At 68.8% G+C, this 16,999-nt stretch carries 19 protein-coding genes; 13 read left to right on the top strand and 6 right to left on the bottom strand.

Features of this window, described 5'->3' with window-relative positions; genetic code table 11:
• The first annotated feature begins 89 nt into the window (after positions 1-89).
• Positions 90-500: a nitroreductase family deazaflavin-dependent oxidoreductase gene (locus R2707_06700; GenBank protein ID MEZ5244765.1), complete on the top strand. Its 411-nt coding sequence runs from the start codon at positions 90-92 to the stop codon at positions 498-500.
• Between the two features lie 32 nt (positions 501-532).
• Here the strand turns inward: R2707_06700 and R2707_06695 are convergent, their stop codons facing one another.
• Both R2707_06695 and R2707_06690 read right to left on the bottom strand, forming a co-directional pair.
• A complete protein-coding gene (locus R2707_06695; protein MEZ5244764.1) occupies positions 533-985 on the bottom strand; it encodes a VOC family protein in 453 nt (150 codons plus the stop codon).
• A complete protein-coding gene (locus R2707_06690; protein MEZ5244763.1) occupies positions 982-2,034 on the bottom strand; it encodes an alcohol dehydrogenase catalytic domain-containing protein in 1,053 nt (350 codons plus the stop codon). The genes R2707_06695 and R2707_06690 overlap by 4 nt, the downstream gene beginning before the upstream one ends.
• Before the next feature lie 186 nt (positions 2,035-2,220).
• On the opposite strand from R2707_06690, the gene R2707_06685 reads away from it, so the two are divergent.
• From R2707_06685 to R2707_06675, 3 genes are read left to right on the top strand one after another with little or no spacing between them, the layout of a single operon-like run.
• Positions 2,221-2,718 carry a hypothetical protein gene (locus R2707_06685; GenBank protein MEZ5244762.1) on the top strand — a complete coding sequence of 166 codons (498 nt, stop codon included), beginning with the start codon at positions 2,221-2,223 and terminating at the stop codon, positions 2,716-2,718.
• Between the two features lie 32 nt (positions 2,719-2,750).
• The gene (locus R2707_06680) at positions 2,751-3,041 is read left to right on the top strand and encodes an EthD family reductase (protein MEZ5244761.1); all 291 of its coding nucleotides are present in this window, start codon (positions 2,751-2,753) and stop codon (positions 3,039-3,041) included.
• A 55-nt stretch (positions 3,042-3,096) separates the two neighbouring features.
• Positions 3,097-3,876: a methyltransferase domain-containing protein gene (locus tag R2707_06675; GenBank protein ID MEZ5244760.1), complete on the top strand. Its 780-nt coding sequence runs from the start codon at positions 3,097-3,099 to the stop codon at positions 3,874-3,876.
• A gap of 9 nt (positions 3,877-3,885) precedes the next feature.
• Here the strand turns inward: R2707_06675 and R2707_06670 are convergent, their stop codons facing one another.
• Complete coding sequence (locus R2707_06670) at positions 3,886-5,391, bottom strand: DUF6605 domain-containing protein (protein ID MEZ5244759.1); 1,506 nt, start codon at positions 5,389-5,391, stop codon at positions 3,886-3,888.
• A gap of 53 nt (positions 5,392-5,444) precedes the next feature.
• Here R2707_06670 and R2707_06665 point away from each other — a divergent pair, with 53 nt between their 5' ends.
• Complete coding sequence (locus R2707_06665) at positions 5,445-5,849, top strand: cupin (GenBank protein ID MEZ5244758.1); 405 nt, start codon at positions 5,445-5,447, stop codon at positions 5,847-5,849.
• Between the two features lie 145 nt (positions 5,850-5,994).
• Positions 5,995-7,413, top strand: a complete 1,419-nt coding sequence (locus R2707_06660; protein MEZ5244757.1) for a hypothetical protein — start codon at positions 5,995-5,997, stop codon at positions 7,411-7,413.
• A gap of 37 nt (positions 7,414-7,450) precedes the next feature.
• On the opposite strand, the gene R2707_06655 is transcribed toward R2707_06660, so the two are convergent.
• Together R2707_06655 and R2707_06650 are read right to left on the bottom strand one after the other, a co-directional pair.
• Positions 7,451-8,089, bottom strand: a complete 639-nt coding sequence (locus R2707_06655; GenBank protein ID MEZ5244756.1) for a DUF2461 domain-containing protein — start codon at positions 8,087-8,089, stop codon at positions 7,451-7,453.
• A 4-nt stretch (positions 8,090-8,093) separates the two neighbouring features.
• Positions 8,094-8,726 carry a GNAT family protein gene (locus R2707_06650; GenBank protein MEZ5244755.1) on the bottom strand — a complete coding sequence of 211 codons (633 nt, stop codon included), beginning with the start codon at positions 8,724-8,726 and terminating at the stop codon, positions 8,094-8,096.
• Between the two features lie 81 nt (positions 8,727-8,807).
• Here R2707_06650 and R2707_06645 point away from each other — a divergent pair, with 81 nt between their 5' ends.
• The 3 genes from R2707_06645 to R2707_06635 are packed head-to-tail and all read left to right on the top strand — an operon-like array spanning position 8,808 to position 11,727.
• Positions 8,808-9,926: an ABC transporter permease gene (locus R2707_06645; GenBank protein MEZ5244754.1), complete on the top strand. Its 1,119-nt coding sequence runs from the start codon at positions 8,808-8,810 to the stop codon at positions 9,924-9,926.
• Complete coding sequence (locus R2707_06640) at positions 9,923-11,041, top strand: ABC transporter permease (protein MEZ5244753.1); 1,119 nt, start codon at positions 9,923-9,925, stop codon at positions 11,039-11,041. The genes R2707_06645 and R2707_06640 overlap by 4 nt, the downstream gene beginning before the upstream one ends.
• Positions 11,038-11,727, top strand: coding sequence for an ABC transporter ATP-binding protein (locus tag R2707_06635; GenBank protein MEZ5244752.1), 690 nt, complete (start codon positions 11,038-11,040; stop codon positions 11,725-11,727). The genes R2707_06640 and R2707_06635 overlap by 4 nt, the downstream gene beginning before the upstream one ends.
• A 24-nt stretch (positions 11,728-11,751) precedes the next feature.
• Here R2707_06635 and R2707_06630 read toward each other — a convergent pair whose 3' ends face one another.
• Positions 11,752-12,915 carry an MFS transporter gene (locus R2707_06630; protein MEZ5244751.1) on the bottom strand — a complete coding sequence of 388 codons (1,164 nt, stop codon included), beginning with the start codon at positions 12,913-12,915 and terminating at the stop codon, positions 11,752-11,754.
• Positions 12,916-12,977: 62 nt separating this feature from the next.
• Here R2707_06630 and R2707_06625 point away from each other — a divergent pair, with 62 nt between their 5' ends.
• The 4 genes from R2707_06625 (at position 12,978) to tgt (ending at position 16,991) form a co-directional block, all read left to right on the top strand.
• Complete coding sequence (locus R2707_06625; GenBank protein ID MEZ5244750.1) at positions 12,978-14,525, top strand: alpha-amylase family glycosyl hydrolase; 1,548 nt, start codon at positions 12,978-12,980, stop codon at positions 14,523-14,525.
• A gap of 75 nt (positions 14,526-14,600) precedes the next feature.
• Entirely contained in the window at positions 14,601-15,218 is a 618-nt protein-coding gene (locus R2707_06620; protein ID MEZ5244749.1) for a hypothetical protein, read from the top strand.
• Positions 15,219-15,236: 18 nt separating this feature from the next.
• A complete protein-coding gene (locus tag R2707_06615) occupies positions 15,237-15,848 on the top strand; it encodes a hypothetical protein (GenBank protein MEZ5244748.1) in 612 nt (203 codons plus the stop codon).
• 30 nt (positions 15,849-15,878) lie between these two features.
• Entirely contained in the window at positions 15,879-16,991 is a 1,113-nt protein-coding gene (tgt, locus tag R2707_06610) for a tRNA guanosine(34) transglycosylase Tgt (GenBank protein MEZ5244747.1), read from the top strand.
• Positions 16,992-16,999: the final 8 nt, after the last annotated feature.

Genomic DNA, 16,999 nt, shown 5'->3' with positions numbered 1-16,999 from the left:
CGCCAAGACTCGGTCGTGCCGCGCCCCGTCTCGCTGCTACGGGCGTCTCGCCGGCAGCGTCCGGTTCAGGGCACCAGTAGCGTGACGCGATGAGCATGAACGACTTCAACACCGATGTCATCAACGAGTTCCGGGCCAACGATGGAAAGGTCGGCGGCGGTTTCGAAGGCGCCAACATGATCCTGGTCCATCACACCGGAGCTCGCTCGGGCACCGAGCGGGTGACACCTCTCGTCTACCGCCCGGAAGGTGACGGATGGGTGATCTTCGCCTCCAAGGGCGGCGCACCCGACAACCCGGACTGGTACCACAACCTCAAGGCCAATCCGGCGACGACCATCGAGGTCGGTTCCGAACACGTCGACGTGACCGCGACCGAGGTCACCGGTGCGGAACGCGATCGGATCTGGGAGGCCCAGAAGGTCGAGGCGCCGCAGTTCGCCGAGTACGAGGCCAATACGGACAGGGTCATCCCATTGATCCTTCTCGAGCGCCGCTAGCCGAGAGCGACGAGCGTGGTGATCGTCGGGCCTCAGTCGCCGCGGGCGTGTTCGTGTCGGGTGATGTGCTGCAGCTCGACGAGCATGGGCATCCCGAAACCGATGTAGCAGTTGGTCAACGTGTAGTCGTGCGTCGGCCCGCGGGTGATCTGCGTGCCCTTGGGGATGATGCGGACGCGTTCGTCGCGCTCGGCTCGAGCCTCGGCCCGTGCGAGGATCTCGTCGAGTTCCTGCTCCGTCTCGACCATCATTCCGAAGTGATCCATGGCGGGGGCATCGAGGGCCGGATCCCCGGGGAGCAGGTAGATGAAGTGTCCGAACACTCCGGTGAGGAGGATCAGCGGGTTGCCTCGCTCGCCGCTGTTGTCACCCTCGGTCCAGCCGAACACCTCGCCGTAGAAGTCGAGCAGTTCGGCCCGACCGGTGTCGTCGAGGAGTGCCGGATCCATCGTCATGGCGATGTGGTTCAGTGTCGGTCCGGTCACGGGTTCGTGTCCTCATTCCGGCTGCAGGGGTCGACCAGCACCTTGCCACGGCGGAGACCTTCGGCGCTCTCTCGAATGGCTGCGGCGACGCCGAGGAGTCCGACCTCGACGGGATCGATGATGTCATCGATCGGGAGGACGCCGGACGCCAGCATCTCGAGTGCATCATCGAAGCCGTCGTGGTCGTAGTTGAAGGATCCGACGACGACCAGCTCCAGCACGATCATGCGGTTGTGATTGAACTGCGGCGACACACTGCCGGTGCCGAGGAGGACGAGCGTGCCGGCGCGGTCGAGTTGACCGAGGGCGGAGGCAGCCGCGTCGGCTCGGCCGCTGCACTCGAACACGATGTCGAACGGGTCGGCAACCGGCTCGCCCATCGGGGGATCCGGCAGGTCTGACGGCCCGATCAGTCGTCTCGCGCCAACCTTGCCCGCGTGGTCCCGTCGCAGCGGCATCGGCTCGCTGACGGTGATGTCGGTGACACCGCGGGCTCGCAATGCGGCGATCACGAGCAGACCGAGGGGCCCTGCTCCGGTGACCAGGACGCGATCGTCCGACTCCGCCTCGGCGAGGCTGAGCGCGTGAAGGACGACGGCCAGGGGTTCGGTCAGCGCGGCGGCGCGATCGCTCACCGCTTCAGGGATGCGTCGGAGGTGGGCGGCGTCGGCGATGACGTACTCGGCGAATGCGCCCCGGAACGACAGGTAGTCGGTCGCGCCTCGCTGTCGGCACACCGCCGGGCGACCTCGACGGCACGATCGGCATTCGCCGCAGGCCGGCGGCGGTGCCGCGACCACGCGATCGCCGATCGCCCATCCGTGCACGTCGTCCGCCAGCGCGATGATGCGGCCCGACCACTCGTGTCCGAGGACCGAGCCCGGGCGGGCGTAGCCATCCAGGACCATGTGGAGATCGGTCCCGCAGATGCCGCACCGTGCGATCTCGATGCGGGCTTCGCCCGGCCCAGGCTCCGGTGCGGCGAGAGTCTGGACTTCCAGCTCACCGGCGCCCGTGTAGACGAGCGCCTGCATCGAGTTCGCGGTCATCGGGCCACGCTAGATGGCGAGTGCTCGGCCTTCCCAGCACGGTCGCCGTTGCCGGTCTTCCCGCTCGCCAGCTCGTGCGGCATAGTGCCGGCTCGGACGAGAAGTGATGGAGCGAGAAGTGATGGAGCGAGAAGTGATGGAGCGAGAAGTGATGGAGCACATGTTCGAAGGTCAGGGTCGCCGGGCATGAAGGCCGATGACATTCCCATCGCCCACACGCCGCCGGGAGGCTACGGAACCGAGTTCCCGCCTCCTGTGCTCGAGGGCTGCACCGAGCCACTCGTGGAGGGTGCGCCTGACCTGAGGGGCGTGTGGCGGGTCCTGCGGGCCGAGCGGGCGGGCGAGCCCGTACCCGAGGGGGATCGTCTCCTCTCCTACACGGAGCGGATCGAGCAGTGCGGCAACCGCATCGTCGACATGGGCGGCGGAACCATCGCCGACGCACGCGCCGACGGGACAGAGGAGAACGGCGTGCACGACGTCTCGGTGTTCGACTACGAGACGCCGATCCATGTCGTCGCCTCCTACGAGGACGAGGTGTTCGTTCTCCGGCCGGTCGGGATTCCCGGGATCGAGGTGACCCGGCGGCTCGACGACGACGGCCACATGGTGTGGACCCGGCCCGACATGGGCGGGCTCGTCGTGGTCCTCGAGCGGGTCCAGGAGCACGGCATCGACAGCTGACCCGCCGAAGTCGGGTCTGCAAGACTCGGCCGATGATCTCGATGCACATCCTGTACCCGAAGACCGACGACTCCACGTTCGACATGGAGTACTACTGCTCGACCCACATGCCGATGCTGGCCGACTTCCTCGGGGACGCGTGCACGGGGTGGGGGGCTTCGAAGCCCAAGGCCGGGCCGTGGGAAGCCATCGGCTGGTGCAACGTGACCAGTCAGGAGGCGCTCGACGCGGTTCTCGGTGAGCACGGCGCCGCGATCGCCGGCGACCTCCCGAACTACACCAACGTCGCCGGGCAGCTGGTCCTGGGCGACATCATCCGCTGACCGTCTCGGCCGGTCGCCGTTGACCTCCACACGGCGTCGCGGGAGGATCGATGCCATGGCCGAACACGAGACCGGTCAGGTCGACACGGGCGCTGCCGAGGTCTACGACGAGTTCTTCGTTCCGGCGCTCTTCGGCCGGTTCAGCGACGACATCGCCCGAATGGCCGACATCGGACCGCTCGACGACGTCGTCGACGTGGCCTGTGGCACCGGTGCGCTGACGCGGGCCATCCGGGCGCGTACGTCTGGCCGCGTCGTCGGGGTCGATCTCAATCCGGCGATGTTGGCGGTGGCGAGCCGAGCCGACGACGGCATCGAGTTCGAGCAGGCGGACGCGCTGGCCCTGCCCTTCGAGGATGGGGCGTTCGATCTCGCGACGTCGCAGTTCGGCTTGATGTTCGTCGAGGATCCGGCCGGCGGCGCGCGCGAGATGGCCCGGGTCGCGAGGCGGGGTGTGATCGCGGTGTGGGGTGGGATCGGCGATTCCGAGGGCTACTCGGCGATGCAGGATCTGTTCCGAGACGAGCTCGGCGACGATGCCGCCGCCTCACTGGACGCGCCGTTCGCGATGGGTGCTCCAGGGGTGCTCGAGCGTGTCGTCGAGGCCGCCGGGATCGACACCCCCGAGTTCGCCACGGTCACGGGGACCGGTCGTTTCGACAGCATCGACCAGTGGGTGACGACCGAGGTGCGGGGTTGGACGCTCGGCGATGACGTGTCCCCTGAACGACTCGAGCAGCTCATCGAGGCTGCCCGCGTCCGGCTTGCGGCATTCGGGACCGACGAGGGATGCGTGTTCGGCATGACCGCGCGAGTCGCCTCGTGGGGTGCCTGAAGCGGATCCTCAGCCCAGGCGGTCCAGGATGTTCCGCGTGATCTGTTCGATCTGCTCGTCGCGTCCGGCGAGGCCGTGGGCCCAATCGGTCGAACCCGACGTGATGACCGTGCCGCCGCCGGGCGACGTGTAGGCGCCGAGCATGGCCTGGCCGTGGGCGATGCGTTCGACGGCGGCTTCGTCTCGTGAATCGAACAGGCGTGACGCCAGGAACTCGATCTCCGACGGCTCGTGCGGCGCGGGCGGCCGGGCCGCGGTGGTGCGGGTGAAGTGGGCGGCCGGGACCATGCCGAGGATCTGGAACGAGTCGGGGGTGCCGTCGGAGCCGGTCGGGTGGGGGAGTCCGTCGACGACCGTGTAGTCGCAGCCGTCGCATTCGTAGCCGACGGCGGTGGCCGCGGCCCCGAGTACGTCGCCATAGTCGATGCCGGTGCCCTCGAAGATCCAGTGGTCGGGTCGGTACACGGTGTAGCCACCCGCCCCGTTGGTGACCCGCTTGCCGATGCGGTGGTAGCCACCGCGGGTGAAGCTCACCCCCGTCATCTCGTTCTCCGGGCGGCCGATCAGATGATCCGACCAGATGCTGGTGAGCTCCCCGATGCGATCGGTGCCGTAGACGGGATCGTTCTTGAACTGGCCCTTGTAGCCGACCATGACCGTGGCGATGCCGTCGACGAGTTCCTCGAGTCGGACCTGCCAGAGCGACGTGTTGCCCGAGAAGAAGGCGACATTGCCACCGCCCGCGATGAACCCCTCGACGGTGTCGCGCATCGGCCCCGACCAGTACTCGTCGTGCCCGACCGACAGCAGGAGTCGGTAGCGGTCGACGATCGTCGGGTGCTCCTCGAGGTCGGCGTTGGTGATCACGTCGACGCCGTAGCCGTTGCGTTCGGCCCAGGCCAGGAACGGCCACTCCCAGTCGGGCCAGCCGGCCGACCCCGCCCAGCCCGAGAGGTGGTTCATCCGGATGTAGCCGACATGGGTGTTCATGTCGCGGTCCGGCGGGTGGGTGGTCGTCACCCGTCGGCCGGCGCCCTCGGGCTTGAACAGGTAGCCCCGGGCCATCGGGCGTTGCAGCGAGGCGTGGGTGCCACCGTTGTAGAGGTTGTGGCCGCCGAAGTCGTTGTAGGCGTGCCACGTGTTGGTTGCCAGCTGGAGGAGGATCGTGTTGGTCGAGTCGGCGGTCGGACGGACGACGAAGAATGCGTGGCTCCGGCGCTGCTTGCCGTCGACGTCGACCGTGAGGAGCACCTCGTAGTAGCCCGACGCCCAGTCGTCGCCTGCGGTGATGGTGGATGCGGCCGGCCATGCGCACCCGTTGGCCGATGCGTCGCGCGGCGTCGGGTGATCGCCGGCCGAAACCGAGCCCGACCACACCGATGTCCGTTCGGCACCGACCCGGGCGATCTCGACCGACACGGGCCGTCCACCCGGCGAGGAGAGGTGGAGACCGACTTCGGCGCCGGGGACGACGGATTGGGGCCAGCAGTATCCGGACACGGTCTGAAAGGTCACGGCCGCATCCTCGCAGGGCTGCGTCGCGTCGACCAGCCTGCGAGACTGCGACGATGAGCGGCGAACCCATCGACATCGGCACCCATCCCATCCACCTCGGACTCGGCGCGACAGCGGTGAGCGAGCCCGTCTTCACCGGCGAGTTGAGCTGGTACGGTGGCTACACCGACCGCCACGCCGACGACGGCGCCGAAGGCCGACTCGTCACGATGCACACGTTCACCGGATCGTGGGACGTCTGGGAGATGCATCCGGTCGGCAGCGAGGTCGTCCTCTGCACCGCCGGCGCGATCACACTGCACCAGGAACACACCGACGGCCCCACGGCGGTCGTGACCCTCGGACCGGGGCAGTATGCGATCAACCCGCCGGGCACATGGCACACCGCCGACGTCGACGACACGGCAACCGCGCTGTTCATCACCGCAGGCGAGGGCACCGAACACCGACCCCGTTGACGGTCGTCGCCTCGTGCCGTCGCCCCCGACGGAGGGTTCACTCGGCGTACACCTCGATGTCACCCCGGCCACGGTCGCGGTTCTTCGACGCTTCCTAGGTTTCGCCATGGTCCGAGCGGACCGAGAGATCGAGGGAGATCAACGAATGAGGAAGCTCGTCAAGGCGGCACTCGCCGCACTGTTGTTGGCCGCACCGCTGGCGGTGGCATCACCGGCAGGGGCATCGTCGAATGCCCGGGTGACGAACGGCAACGCCTCCGGGCCGGGTTCGTTCGCCCAGGCGGTCGAGGATGCCAACCACGACGCGTCGATCCGGCGCATCGTGTTCGACCGGGGCCTCACCGTCGAGGTCGACGGTTCGGTCGTGTTCGACGGCGGTCAGCGGCTCACGGTCGACGGCAACGGCAGCACGGTCACCGGGGCCGGTCTCCACCCCGCGGCGACGTGGGATGGCGGCCTGTTCGTCTCCGCGGGCGACTCGCGCAGCCTCACCGTGACCGATCTCACGTTCGAGGACAGCCCGAACAACGGGATGGCAGTGTTCGTTCCCGAGGACCAGACCGGGACCCTGAACGTCACCCTCCGCAAGGTCGCGGTCGACGGCGCCCAGTTCCACGGCATCCTCGTCGACGCCCAGAACTTCGCCGGCTTCAACACCGACGACGTCCCCCACCCGAACTGTGTCGACCCGCACCCGTTCGACTCCGCCGCGTCGGTCAGGGTGTCGCTCACCGATGTCGACGTGACCGGGGCCGGTTCGCTCGCCCCGTACTACGACGTCTCGATCGAGACCGGCTGCCCGCAGGACTTCGACGGTGTGCGCGTCGACGAGGGTGGCACCGGTTCGCTCAGCGCCTTCGTGATCGGCGGCAGTTTCGACGGCAACCTCGCCGACGGCATGGAGCTCGACGAAACCGGTGACGGCACCGTGGCGGCCTGGGTGTTCGGCGCCAGCTTCAGTGGCAACGGCGAGACCGTACCCGTGCCCTTCGACGGCGGATTCGCCGAGGACCTCGACGACGGGTTCGACATCGACGAGACCGGCGCCGGCGACCTGCTCGCCCTCGTCGTGAACGCGACGGTCGACGGGAACTTCGACGAAGGCCTCGACTTCGACGAGGCCGGGCCCGGCAATGTCGTGGCGACGGTTGTCGCCACCCGCGCCGACGGCAACGAGGACGAGGGCATGAAGGCCGACGAGGAGGGCCCGGGCGATCTGCGCTTCGATCTCGTCTACTCGGCCAGCACCGACTCGGCGAGCCAGGACGGGGTGCAGGTCGAGGAGGTCGACGACGGCAACGTCGTCGTCAACGTGGTCAAGAGCACCATCACCGGCAACGACAGCGATGGTGTGAAGGCCGACGAGTCCGGCAACGGCGATCTCCGGGTCGACGTCGTCAGCAGCGACCTGTCGAACAACGGCAGCAACGCCACCGACATCGAAGAAGCAGACGCCGGCGTGGGCCGCGTGTCGGTGGAGCGTTCGAAGGCGCTCGGCTATGCGGGCGACGAGTGGAACAACGACGTCGACACCGAGGTCCTCGTGGCCAACACCGTCGACTGAATCGTCGATGCCGTCGGCCGGTCGGAGGTGGGCGTGTTCACTCCCGATCGGCCGCCGGCCCGACGTGTTCGTCGAGCCAGGTGACGAGCGGCTTCGCGCTCGCGAGAAAGGCGACGATGCGATCCTTGGGCTCGGGCGTGTCGAACCAGGCGTCGACATCCCAGCTCTGGGACGCGATGCAGCCCTTCATCCGGAGCAGTTCGATGCGTGGATGGTCGGCGGGGTAGCCCCTGGGTGCCGTCTTCAGGTGTTCGTGAGCGGTCACCTCGAGCCCGGCGTCCTCCAGCTTCGCGATGGTCCGCTCGAGTCGTCGTCCGGTCGTGTCGTCGTCGATCGCCGACCTGAACCTCGCGAGCTGGTCCTTCTCCATCATGTAGTAGCCGGTGCCGGTGAAGAGACCGTCGGCCGAGAGGCTGACGTAGGCGCCCTTCTCCATGGTCGCGGCGATGTTGGTCTTGTAGGGAGTCTTGTCCTTGCTGAAACGGACGTCCCGGTAGGGCCGGAAGATCTTCCCCTCACCGAATCGTGGTGCGAGCTCCGCCAGGAGCGCCTCCATGGGCGCTTTGACGGCCTCGTCATAGACGTGTTTGTGCTCGCTCCAGAACGCCTTCGTGTTGTCGTCCTCGAGCCGCTCGAAGAACTCGATCGCCTCGATCGGCCAGCCCGTGAATGCCATCCACTCACGGTAGACCGTTCGGCGCGGCGCGGCCTCGGGTCCGTTCGACGCGAGTCGCCGCCCACTCCTCGCGCAGGATGCTGTAGAGCAGGTGGTCGTGGAAGGCGCCGTCACGGAACTCCGCGTTGCGGACCCGGCCCTCGACGACCATGCCGACCTTCTCGAGCGCTCGCTGTTCGGCCGGGTTGTCGGCGGCGGTGTCGGACTGGACGCGGTGCACCGACTCGTCGCTCTCGAAGAGGTGATCGACCACGAGACGCTGCGCCACGGTGCCATGGCCCTTGCCCCGGAAGTCGGGCAACAGCGCGATCCCGATCGCCGGACAGGCACTGCGCGCCGACGGCCCCCACCGTTCGGTCCGCCACTGGACCTCGCCGATAGGGGTCTCGCCGTCGAGTTCCACGACGAGGGTGCCCGATCCGGGCGACAGCATCCCGTCGTCGGCGAGACGCTCGGCCAGCTCGCGGCGGATCTCGGCCCGGTCTCTCGGCTCACCGGCCCAGTTGTGATCGCCGACCAGCGCTCGGTCGGCGCTCATGGTGGCCATCCAGTCGAGGTCGTCGGGGGTGACCGGGCGCAAGCGGATCCGCGGCTCGGCGTTGGTGGTCGTCGTGCTCGTGGCGTTGTCGCGAGTCATCGCGGTGGACTCTGCCACAGACGGTGAGTGAACGCGCCTGGCTGGGCCTGACCCGGTCCCGCGAACCAGAATGAGCCCGACATGTTCCTCGCCCTCAAGGAAATGCGTCGAGCCAAGGGACGCTTCGGTCTCCTGATCGCCGCGATCGGGATGCTGGTGTTCCTGATCCTGTTCCAGCAGTCGCTGCAGAACGGGCTCCTCACGTCGTTCGTGGGCGCGATCCGCAACCAGTCCGCCCCGGTGCTCGTGTACTCCGTCGACGGTCAACGCGTGATCCAGGGCAGCATCATCACCCCCGACCTCGAGCAGACGGTGCGTGCCGTCGACGGTGTCGGCGACGTCGGACGGGTCGGGCAGGGGACCTTCACCGTTCTGGCCGACTCGACGCCGTTCGACGCGACGATCCTCGGCTACGAGGACCGCGCCCTCGGTGCGCCCGAGACGCTGGTCGAGGGCCGATACCCCACGAACCCGGGTGAAGCGGTTGGCAGCGATGCCGACGCGGCCGAGGGTTTCGGCATCGGCGACACCGTCGTCGTCCAGCCGGGGGGAATGGCGATCACCGTTGTCGGTCTCGCCCGCGATGTGCAACTCAACGCCGGCGTCACCCTCTTCGTCCCCTACGGGACCTATGTCGACGCCGTCCGCTCGGTGAACCCCGACGCCGGCGAGCCGCTGCCGAACGTCTTGGCCGTCCGTCCGGCCGACGGCACCAGCCCGGAACAGGTGGTCGAGCGGATCAACGCCGAGTCCGACGATCTCGACGCGCTCACCCGCGCCGACGCGGCCGACAAGACCCCGGGCGTCGATCAGGTTCGCCAGTCGTTCCAGATCATCTTCCTGCTGTACGGCCTGGTCATCCCGTGTGTGACCGGCCTGTTCTTCCTCATCATCACGTTCCAGAAGTCGGGTGCGCTCACGCTGCTCCGGGCGATCGGTGCGCCCGCCGGCCGCCTCGTGCGTTCGATGCTCGTCCAGGCGGTGATCATCATCGCGTGCGGGTTCGGCATCGGCCTGGCGCTCTACACGCCGGTGTCGCAGCAGCGTCTCGGCGGAATCCCGCTGCGCTTCGAAACGGGCGCCGTGGTGTTCTGGGCGGTGGGTCTGTTGGTGCTCGGCGTGGGGAGTTCGTTGGTGGCGGCGCGACGAGTGCTGGCGATCGACCCCATCGAGGCGACGACGGGTGGTGCGAACCGATGAAGATTGCACTCAAGGAGTTGGTCCGGCGCCCGGGGCGGTTCGCGACGGCGACGGCGATCCTGACGCTGATCGCGATCCTGTTGATGTTCCTGGGCGGACTGCTCGACGGGCTGATCCGCTCGTCGACGGGCGCGGTCGACGCCCAGGATGCCGACGCGCTCGTCTTCTCCGAGTCGTCGCAGGCGTCGTTCCTCCGCAGCAGGATCGAGCCCGATGTCCGGGCGACGATCGAGTCCGAACTCGGCGTCGACGTGGGCGGACTCGGTGTCGTGCTGTTGGGCGCGCGGGTTCCCGGCAACGGTCCACGCGACCTCGCGAACGTCGCCGTGTGGGGCTACGAGCTCGCTCCCAGTCGAGTGCCTGCACCTCCGCCGCCGGGCGAGGCGTGGGCCGACGAGATCCTCAAGGCCGACGGTGTCGAGATCGGGATGGAGTTGCTCGTCGGGCCTGCCCGCACGCCGATCGTCGTCACGGGATGGGCGGAGAACACCTCCTACAACAATGGGCAGGCCGGGCTCTGGACCGATGTCGACACATGGCGGTCGGTGTTGAACGCGAATCGTTCCGACGCCGCACTCGCCGACGGTGTCTTCCAGGCGCTGGTCGTGCGCAAGGGCGATGCCGATCTCGCTTCCGGTGCCGTGCCCGACGCCGTCGAGGGCCTGTTCGACGGTGGGGTCGTCGCCCTCACCGTGTCCGAGGCGATCGACGCGATTCCGGGAGTGACCGAACAACAGGGGACCTTCAACCAGATCCTCGCCGTGACGGTCGTGATCGCGCTGGTCGTCGTGGCGCTGTTCTTCGCGTTGTTGACCGTCGAGCGCACCGCGCTCTACGGCGTCCTCAAGGCGGTCGGGGCGCGTTCGCGCACGATCTTCGCCGGGCTGGTGGTCCAGGCCGTCGTGGTGACGGCGATCGCCGCGTTCATCGCCGGTGTCGCGGTGGTCGTGCTCGACCTGCTGATTCCGCCCGGCTCGGTTCCGCTGTTCATCTCCGCCGGTCGGATCGTCAGCAGCGTCGTGCTCCTGCTCGTCGCCGCGATCCTCGGCTGCGCGTTCTCACTGCGTCGGGTACTCAACGTCGACCCGGCTTCTGCTCTCGGGAGTTCCCAATGACCGATCCATCCTCCGCACCGGCCCTCCACATGGTCGATGTGCGCAAGACCTACCGCGTCGGTGATGACGAGGTCGTCGCGTTGGATCACGCCGACCTGACCGTCGCCGCGGACGAGATCGTCGCGCTCGTCGGCCCGTCGGGGTCGGGCAAGACCACGCTGTGTTCCATCGCCGGCGGCATCCTGTCGGCGACCTCCGGCACCGTCGTCGTCGGGGGTGAGGAGATCACCCACTACAGCGACCGCGAGCTCACCACCTTCCGTCAGAACCAGGTCGGCTTCGTGTTCCAGACCGTCAACCTCGTGCCCTTTCTCACCGCCCGCGAGAACCTGCTGGTGGTCGACGAGATGGGGCGCCGCGAGGGCCGCCCGGCCCGCGACCGCGCCGACCGGCTCCTGCACGAGCTCGGCCTCTCCGACCGGGCGAAGAACCTTCCGGGCCAGCTCTCCGGTGGCCAGAAGCAGCGGGTCGCCATCGGTCGTGCGCTCATGAACGAGCCGCAGCTGGTTCTCTTCGACGAACCGACCTCGGCGCTCGACACCGAGCTCGGCGCCCACGTCATGGAGCTGATCCGCTCCGAGATGAAGGCTCGTGGCACGTCCGCGATCGTGGTGACCCACGACGAACGGATCACCGACTACTGCGACCGGACCGTCCACATCACCGACGGCGTGCTGGCCGCCTGAAACCGTCGGCGGCCGATGGCGCGGTCAGCCCGTGAGCGGACGGGTCGGCGCGGCACGGCGATCGATGGCGGCGAGCAGGAGCGCGCCGGTCGCCGCGGTGACGGCGGCGACGGTCACGATGACGGAAGGGCCGATGACGTCGACGAGCGCGCCGGTGAGGAAGGGGACGCTGATGGCGCCGAGGTTCGTGGCGACCAGTTGCCACACGGCGAGCTTCTGGGCGAACGCCTCTCCCACGCGGGTCGCAGTCGAGGCGAACAGCGATGGGACGATCGGTGCCAGCGCGAGCCCGGTCATCGCCAGGGCGGGCGCGGTCAGGACCGGCGGCAGCACGGCGAGGGCCAGGACGAACACCAAGGCCAGTGCGGCGAGTCGAGCCAGGCGGAGCCGATCGACGAGGTCGCGCACCGACGGCCTGGCGAGGGCGAGACGGCCCACGGTGATGCCGCCCCAGTAGAGCGACACCGCGATCGCGGCAAGGGTGTCGCCTGCGCCACGCGTCTTCGTCAGGTGGGTGAAGGCCCATTGGCCGGCGGTGACCTCCATCGCGACGAACGCGCAGAAGGCCCCGAGGGAGAGGACGATCGGCCCGAGCGGGGCTCGGCCCCGGCCGGAATCGACATGCGTCGGGATCTCGGGCCAGGCATCTCGGCTCCACACGGCGAGGGCGGCGGCGCCCAAGGCGAGCGCGGCGGCGACTCCAACCGCGAGCCGCCAGCTCGACACCGCCACCACCACGAGTGGCCCGAGGGTCGCGCCGACGCCGTAGGCCCCGTGCACGAGGCCCGCGCTGCCGACGTCGCGGATCGAGGTGATGAACCCTGCGCCGAGCGAATCCAGCGACCCGGACATCCAGCCGATGCAGACGAGTGCGGCGAGGAACGCCGGCCAGGTGGGAGCGAGTGCGAGAGCGACACACGACAGCGAGAGCAGCACCAGGACGAGAACGAATGCGCGACCCGGCCCGAACACCCGAGCGAGCCGAGGCCCCGTGAGCGCGGTCGACAGACGGCCGAGGCCGTAGAGCAGACCGGCGAGTCCGAGCGCCCCGAGTGACTGGTCGAAGCGCTCGCGCACCTCCGGCCAGATGATGCCCAGCATCGAGATGGGCACGGCGAAGGAGAGAAACGCGACCGCCGCCGACCGCACCGCCGTCGGCGAATCGTTCGTCGGTGCGGAGCGGGTCACCGCCGAGACGCTAACGGCGCGGAACCGTTGCGCCGTCCGTGGCCATGAGGGACGCTCGGGCCATGAACACGCCCTGGTGGAAGACCGCCGTCACCTATCAGATCTATCCGCGGAGCTTCTGCGACACGACGGGCAACGGCGTGGGCGATCTCGACGGGGTGATCGCCCACCTCGATCATCTGGAGTGGCTCGGAGTGGGTGCCGTGTGGCTGTCGCCCGTCTTCCGGTCGCCGATGGTCGATCACGGCTACGACGTCGCGGACTATTGCGACATCGACCCGCTGTTCGGTGATCTCGACACCATGGATCGACTGATCGCAGAGGCGCACGGACGTGGCATCAGGGTGATCCTCGACTGGGTACCGAACCACTCGAGCGATCAGCACCCCTGGTTCGTCGAGTCGCGCTCGTCACGCGACAACCCCAAGCGCGACTGGTACATCTGGCGTGACGGCGACCCCGACGTGCCGCCGAACAATTGGCAGGCCGAGTTTCCCGCAGGGCCGGCGTGGCGGTGGGACGAGGCGACCGATGCCTGGTACCTGCACATGTTCACCCCCGAGCAACCCGATCTCAACTGGGCCAACCCCGAGGTCCGTGCGGCCATGCACGACACCCTCCGATTCTGGCTCGACCGCGGTGTCGACGGCTTCCGGATGGACGTGGTGCACGCCATCGGCAAGCCCGACGGCCTGCCGGATCGTCGTCGGGGGCCGGGCAGCGTGCTGCTCGAGTTCGACGGTGTCGAGTTCGACACAGACGTCGTCCACGATCACCTGCGCGGCATCCGTTCGGTGCTCGACGAGTACGACGGGGACCGGATGTCGATCGGCGAGGTCTACATCCTCGACCCGCACAAGGTCGCCCGCTTCTACGGCGACGGCGATGAACTCCACCTCTCGTTCAACTTCCTCCCCCTGTGGTCGGACTGGGATCCCGAGGCATGGCGCCGGCAGGTCATCGAGGCGGCCGAGGCGTTCGATCCGGTCGGTGCATGGACCACCTGGGTGCTGTCCAACCACGACGTGCCCCGGCACCGGACCCGATACGGCGGCGACGAACGCATCGCCCGGGCGGCCGCCGTTCTCCTGCTCACCCTGCGCGGCGCGCCGTATGTCTACGCGGGGGAGGAGTTCGGCCTTCTCGACGCCGACGTGCCTGCGGCCCAACAGCAGGACCCGGCCGGTCGACGCGACGGGTGTCGGGCGCCGATCCCGTGGGATGCCACGCCGACCCACGGCTGGATGCGCGATGACAACTGGCTGCCCTTCCCGCCCGAGGCCGAGGTGCGCAACGCCGAGACACAGCAGGCCGACGCCGGGTCGATCGCCAACCTGTACCGGTCGGTCATCGCGGCCCGGGCGGGGTCACCGGCACTGCGGGCCGGTTCGCTGGAACTGCTCGACGGGCCGTCGACCGTGCTCGCCTTCGCCCGGGCCCTCGACGACGACCGTCGCGTCGTGGCGGTCAACATGGGCGACACCGATGTCGACGAGCTGCCCGTTCCCGGCGACTGGGTGGTGGAGGTCCGCAGCGACGGACTCGACCCTGGGCCGTGGATCGGTACGGTGCCGGCCCAGACCGGCGTGGTCCTGCGTCCCGTCGAGTAGCACCGCGCCTACGATCACCCGATCGGTCCGGAACCCCACATCGGCACGCTCAACGAGGGCTCGCTCCACGCGGCGTTGAAGGCGGAGTACGCCCGGCCCGGCGACGAGTTCGAGGTCCCGCTCGACGGATTCGTGATCGACATCCGCCGCGACGGCCTGCTCATCGAGATCCAGACAGGGTCGTTCGCCGCGATGGGCAACAAGCTCGACCACCTCCTGGCCGAACACCGAATACTCCTCGTTCACCCGGTGGCGGTCGAGACGCATCTCCAGAAGCCGGGGGCCAAGCCGCGGAGGTCGCCGAAGCGGGGGTCGATCTACGGATTGTTCGAGGAGTTGGTCAGCATTCCGACGCTGCTCGACCATCCCAACCTCTCGCTCGAGGTCGCGCTCGTCTCGGTCACGAAGGTCCAGGAGCCCGACCCGACGATGCGTCGTGGACGTGGCGGTTTCCGCACGACGGACCGGGTCCTGCGCGAAGTGATCGAGCGTCATCGCTTCGATCGGACCGTCGACCTGCTCACGCTGGTGCCCGACGACCTCCCGATCGAGTTCACGACGGCGGACCTCGCCGCGCATGCGGGGATCGGTCGCGACGTCGCCCAGCGGATGGCCTACTGCCTGCGCCCGCTCGGACTCTTCCGCGAGGTCGGACGGACGCGGGCCGGCATCCGCTACTCGCTGGCCGGCTGACGATCTACGCTGATCACGATGTCGACCCCCCGCGCGCCGCTGCGGATCGAGATCGTCGATCCCGTCCATCACCCGCTCGATGCGGGATGGATGGGCCACGCGGCGGTGGCGTCGCCGTCGCCGGGCATCGAGGAATGGGGCAGGTCGCTCGCCGACGCCGGCGCCGGCGTGCGCCGACTCACCGCTCCGCTCGCACGGCGTGTCGACCGTGCCGGAGCCGCGATCCGACGGACCGCTCGGGTGGCCCACGAACGTTCGCTGCAGACCCGTGCCGATGGCAACCCCCGTCGGGCCTCGGCGGTGCGCCAGCACGTGTTCGTGGGATTCGACACGGTCGTCGAGCGGCTCGCGGCCGTTGGTGACGGGGTCGTCACCCAGCCGGGGGTGACGGTCGACTTCTCGTCCGGGTTCGCACCTCTGCCGGGTGGTGGACACCGCGCCGAGGCGTCGTTGGGACTGCGGGGTTCGTGGCCGAGGCTCCCCGTCGCCATCCGGGTGGAGCCGTGGTGGCGTGAGCAGTCGATCGTGACGGTCGAACTGCGGACCCGACGACGCGTGCGGTATCCGCGTCGCTACTTCCGCGGAGCCCATGCCGCAGCCCGGGCGATCGGGCGGGCGCTCGCCGACTGACCCGCCCTCCTCACCCCGTAGCCTGGCCGTGTGAGGGCAGTGTTCACCGAGACCGGCCGCGACGGCGGGGCACGCACCGGCGTGGTGACCACCGCGCGCGGCGAGTTCACCACGCCCCGGTTCATGCCGGTCGGCACCCGGGGCGCGATCCGGCATCTGGCCTCCGACGACGTCGAGGCGCTGGGGGCCCAGGTCATCCTCGCCAACACCTACCACCTGATGCTGCGACCCGGCGCCGATGTCGTCGCCGAGCTGGGCGGCATCCACGGCTTCGCCGATTGGGACGGCCACTTCCTGACCGACTCGGGCGGCTACCAGATCTTCTCGCTCGGGCCGGAGCTCACCGACGAGGGCGCGACCTTCACGTCGACCTACGACGGATCGACGCACCTCCTCACCCCGGAGCGCGCGGTCGACGTGCAGGCGCTGATCGGGGCCGACATCCAGATGGTCCTCGATGTCTGTCCCAGCTCCGTCGCAGACCTGTCCGTGGTGAAGGACGCAGTCGACCGCACGTCGTTGTGGGCCGGGCGGGGCCGCCGGGCCTTCCTCGACCACGCAGATGCACCGAGCCGGCAGAGTCAGTTCGGGATCGTGCAGGGCGGCACCGACGATGCGCTGCGACGCGAGTCCGCCGAGCGCATCGTCTCGCTCGATTTCGACGGCTACGCGGTGGGTGGTCTCTCGGTCGGCGAGGATCGTCGCGAGATGCTCGACGGGCTCGACTCGTGCATGGGCATCCTGCCCTCCGATCAGCCCCGCTACTTCATGGGGCTCGGCGACCCGATCGGGATCGTCGAATCCGTCGCTCGTGGTGTCGACATGTTCGACTGTGTGTTGCCGACCCGGTTGGCCCGCCACGGGACGGTGCTGACCGATGCCGGTCGCTACAACCTCACACGGGCCGAATGGGCCCGCAGCGACGAGCCACTCGACCCGTCGTGGCCCGCAAGCCCTGCCGCCCGTTGGAGCAAGGGGTATCTGCGGCATCTGTTGCAGACGAAGGAGCCGACCGCGGCGCGGATCATCACGCTGCACAACGTGGCCTGGCTGCTGCGATTCATGGACGAGATGGGCGACGCGATCCGGTCGGGCACATTCGAGTCCTTCCGGCGTGGCATCCATGGGGTCTGGGGCAGCTAGCCTCGGCT

It is taken from the genome of Acidimicrobiales bacterium, assembly GCA_041394245.1.
In the GTDB taxonomy this organism is placed as follows: Bacteria; Actinomycetota; Acidimicrobiia; order Acidimicrobiales; family Aldehydirespiratoraceae; genus JAJRXC01.
Note: the sequence above shows the minus strand (reverse complement) of the source record. Positions and strands in the feature narration are given on the sequence as shown.